Raw genomic sequence first — 4443 nt, 5'->3', positions numbered from 1 at the left:
CAATGTCCCGGCCCCGCACGTCGATATAAACCCAGCCCGAAGGCCGAGCATTTTCGCTCTTGAGCATCGGCGGGCCGTCGCTGACCTTAATCTTCGCCATAGTACCCAGGGTGATCTGGCTGCCTAACGGGGTGTAGATAGGTAATTGCTCCAAAGCACCGAGCGAGTCACGCCACTCCCGTGGGTAACGCACGTTGATTGGAAACCGTGCCAACCCCTCAATGGTCTCCCCAACGTTCTCTCCACCGATAGCACCGGCCACGATGGATTGCACATCGGCGATATTCAGGCCGTAGCGGGCGGCGGCCTTGCGATCGATATCCACATCGATATATCGGCCACCGGTCAGTCGCTCCGCCAGAGCCGAGCTGACACCAGGCACCCCCTTGGCCACGCGCTCGACCGCCTGAGTGACCGTATCAATTTCCATCAGATTGGTGCCGGCAACCTTCACCCCGATGGGGCTCTTGATCCCCGTAGCCAGCATGTCGATACGGTTGCGAATCGGCGGTATCCAGATATTGGTCAGCCCCGGAACTCGCACCACTCGATCCAATTCTTCCACCAGTTTTTCCGGTGTCATACCTTGACGCCATTGCTCGCGTGGTTTGAATTGAATGGTGGTTTCGAACATCTCCAGAGGTGCCGGATCGGTTGCGGTTTCGGCACGCCCTGCTTTACCGAAAACGTGTTCGACTTCAGGCACGGTCTTGATCAAACGGTCGGTCTGCTGCAGCAGCTGCGCGGCTTTGTGTGCCGACAACCCCGGAAGAGCAGAAGGCATGTAGAGCAGATCGCCTTCGTCCAGCGGTGGAAGAAACTCGCCCCCCAGGCGAGACATTGGCCATAGCGCACTGCAAAATACCAAGAGCGCCACCACTAGCGTGATCTTGGGACGACGCAGTACCGCATCCAGGGCTGGCTGATAGATTCGAATCAACCACCGGTTCAACGGGTTCTGTTGTTCATTGGGAATTCGACCTCGAATCCAGTAACCCATCAGCACTGGCACCAACGTCACTGACAGTCCCGCCGCTGCCGCCATGGCGTAGGTCTTGGTGAAAGCCAACGGGCCGAACAGCCGCCCTTCCTGGGCTTCCAGGGTAAATACCGGAATGAACGACAGGGTGATGATCAACAAGCAGAAGAACAGTGCCGGGCCTACCTCCGCAGCCGCTTCGGTCATCACGTGCCAATGACGCTCGCCCTTCAGCTCCTCCCCTGGGTTGGCCGCGTGCCAAGCCTCTATCTTCTTGTGGGCGTTCTCGATCATCACCACGGCGGCATCGACCATGGCGCCGATGGCGATGGCAATCCCGCCCAAGGACATGATGTTGGCGTTGATGCCTTGGTAGCGCATGACGATGAAGGCAATCAACACGCCCACCGGCAGCGAAATGATCGCCACCAGGGATGAGCGCAAGTGCCAGAGGAAGATCCCGCAGACCAGCGCGACGACGATGAACTCTTCGATGAGCTTGTGGCTGAGATTTTCCACCGCGCGATCGATCAGCTTGCTACGGTCGTAGGTGGTGACGATTTCCACGCCGGCCGGCAAACTGGATTTCAGCTCTTCGAGTTTGGTCTTGACAGCCGCAATGGTCTCACGAGCGTTCTTGCCGCTGCGCAAAATCACCACACCACCAACGGTCTCGCCTTCGCCGTCGAGTTCGGTGATTCCCCGCCGCATTTCCGGGCCCAACTGGATGGTGGCGACATCGCCAAGGGTGACCGGTACCCCGCCCGCCCCCAATTTTAGCGGGATCGCCCGAAAGTCATTGAGCGTCTTCAAGTAGCCGGAAGCTCGCACCATGTACTCAGTCTCGGCCATCTCCATCACGGCGCCGCCCGTCTCCTGGTTGGCCTTGCCGATAGCCTCGGTCACCTCCGCCTGAGTGATGCCCAGACTGGCCAGCTTGAGCGGGTCAAGCTGCACCTGGTACTGCTTGACCATGCCTCCCACCGTAGCCACTTCAGCAACATTGGGCAGGGTCTTGAGTTCGAACTTGAGGAACCAGTCCTGAAGTGCGCGCAGCTGTGCCAGGTCGTGCCCACCCGTGCGATCCACCAGTGCGTACTGATAGATCCAGCCCACCCCCGTAGCATCCGGCCCCAACGCAGGTTTTGCACTGGCCGGCAATCGGCTTTGTATCTGACTCAGGTACTCCAGCACCCGTGAGCGGGCCCAGTACAAGTCCGTGCCGTCTTCAAAAAGCACGTAAACGAAGCTGTCACCGAAGAAGGAATAACCACGCACCGTCTTGGCTCCCGGCACTGAGAGCATGGTGGTGGCCAGCGGGTAGGTCACCTGGTTCTCGACAATCTGCGGCGCTTGTCCCGGATAAGGGGTGCGTATGATCACTTGCACATCGGAGAGATCCGGCAACGCATCGATGGGTGTGCTTTGTACCGACCAGATGCCCCAAGCAGTGACGAATAGCGTAGCCAGTAGCACCAGAAACCGGTTGGCCACCGACCAACGAATCAGTGCAGCAATCATAGCTGGCTCCCTGATTTGTCCAGGCGCTCGACACGCAAGCCATCGTCCGTCTGGCTCACTGCGATCCGAACCTTATCTCCCGCCTTGAGGCCCTGCATCAGCGCCGGGCTGGCAAGAGGGAAAGTCATCGTCATGCCAGGCATGCCCAGCGTCTTGAAAGGGCCGTGGGCGAGCGTGACTTCTTTGTCGTTGATCTCAACAATCTGCCCATCGGCCTCATGAAAACTGGAGGCTGTTGCGCCGAGTGGTGAATCTTCCTCAGCGCTGGCAACAATGCCTTTAAGACTGGCTTCCGAGTCGAGCAGGAACTGGCCAGACGTAACCACTTTCTGTCCTTCTGTCAGACCTTTCACAATCGCCGTCTTGCCATCGCTTTCCTGCCCGAGTTGCACCTCCACCGGGCGATAGCGACCGGCGTCTTCAGCGAGCATCACCAGGGCGCGTCGGCCAGTGCGAATGACTGCTTCACTCGGCACCCACAACACACTTTCCCCGGTCGAATGACTCAGGCGCACCTGCGCCGTCAAACCGGGCCTGAGGTGCTCGTCCGGGTTGGGTAGTTCCACCCGCACCCGAAGAGTGCGGCTGTCCGGATTGGTCTCGGGCAAAATCGCGCTGACCTTGCCTCTGAACGTTGTCCCCGGGAAGGCTGGCAGACGCGCTTCGACCGCCTGCCCCACAGTGATGGCCCCGGCATCGGATTCTGGAACAGCCACGGCTAGCCATATACTGCTCAAGCCATTGACCCGTGCCAGAGTCTCGCCCGTCGCCACGGTCATACCCGAACGGACATTCAACTCTTGCAGCACACCGGCAATAGGGCTGGTGAGCGTCAGGTAGGGCTGAACCTTACCGCCACGCTCTAACTGAGTGACCAGTGTTGCCGGCATCCCTGTGAGTCGGAGTCGTTGGCGGGCGGCAGCCAACAAGTCAGCATCACCGTTGCGCTTCAGGGCAAGGAATTCTGTCTGGGCGGCTGCCCACTCGGGCACCAAGATATCCGCCAACGCCGCGTTGGCTTTGAGCACATCGCCGGGAGCATGGGCATAGACCCGCTCCACAAAGCCGGCGGTACGGGCCTGAATCACCGCGACATCACGCTCGTTGAACGCCAAGACACCTGCCACATCTAGGCTGGAATCAAAGACTCCCCGGGTGACCGTCGCAAAACGCAAACCGAGGTTCTGGGTCAGGCTTGGATCGATACTGACGACCGCACGATCCCCTTCGCTGCTGGCGTATTGAGGCACCAACTGCATGTCCATAAAGGGGGACTTTCCGGGGTTATCAAACTTTTGCTGCGGGTACATGGGGTCGTACCAATACAGAGCCTTGCGTTCACCCGACGGGCTGACACCCCTCTCCTGGGCAGTACTGGATACTCCGTTCATCCGCTGCTGAGCGAACCAGTAACCACCGGCAACACCCAATGTCAGCGAGATGCCTACCAACAATGCCCCATTCCACTTTTTAAGGATCACTGGCTGGGCTCCCCATAGGCAAAGTACAGACGCGCACTGGTCTGCGCCCGCTGCTCTTCCACCTCAATCTGTTTGAGGCGCGCTTCGATGAGCTCACGCCGGGCCGCAACAACGGCATTTAAATCGCCTTTTCCGGCACGATAACTGGCCATGCTGAGTTCGACCTTTTCCTTGGCCAGAGGCAACAGACTGTCCTGATTTCGGTGCACCGCACGATTCAGACGCTCATAGTCAGCCAGTTGGTTTTCCAGTTCCTGAGTGTGCTCGCGTGACAGAGCTTCACGCTCGGCCTCAAGCTGGCTGAGTTCAGCCTGCTTGGCTGCGATTTTGGGATTTTGGCGAGAGCCAGGAAACAGCGGCAGATCCCAGGAAAGCTGCACGCTGACCATATCCCCAAACGCCCGGCCACGGTGCTGGTAATCCAGCTCCCAGCTCCAGTCTGACTGTTTCTCCGACACGGCT

General features: G+C 59.1%; 3 protein-coding genes. All 3 read right to left on the bottom strand.

The annotated features are described in order from the left end of the window. A partial coding sequence (locus tag ACZRMS_RS26135; RefSeq protein ID WP_463997629.1) for an efflux RND transporter permease subunit occupies positions 1–2500 on the bottom strand: 2500 nt, incomplete at its 3' end. Then, positions 2497–3981: an efflux RND transporter periplasmic adaptor subunit gene (locus ACZRMS_RS26130; protein WP_323370294.1), complete on the bottom strand. Its 1485-nt coding sequence runs from the start codon at positions 3979–3981 to the stop codon at positions 2497–2499. The genes ACZRMS_RS26130 and ACZRMS_RS26135, both read right to left, overlap by 4 nt. Beyond that, on the bottom strand, positions 3978–4443 hold a 466-nt coding region (locus tag ACZRMS_RS26125; protein ID WP_463997628.1), incomplete at its 5' end, for a TolC family protein. The genes ACZRMS_RS26125 and ACZRMS_RS26130, both read right to left, overlap by 4 nt.

It is taken from the genome of Pseudomonas sp. B424 (genome assembly GCF_055408345.1).
Note: the sequence above shows the minus strand (reverse complement) of the source record. Positions and strands in the feature narration are given on the sequence as shown.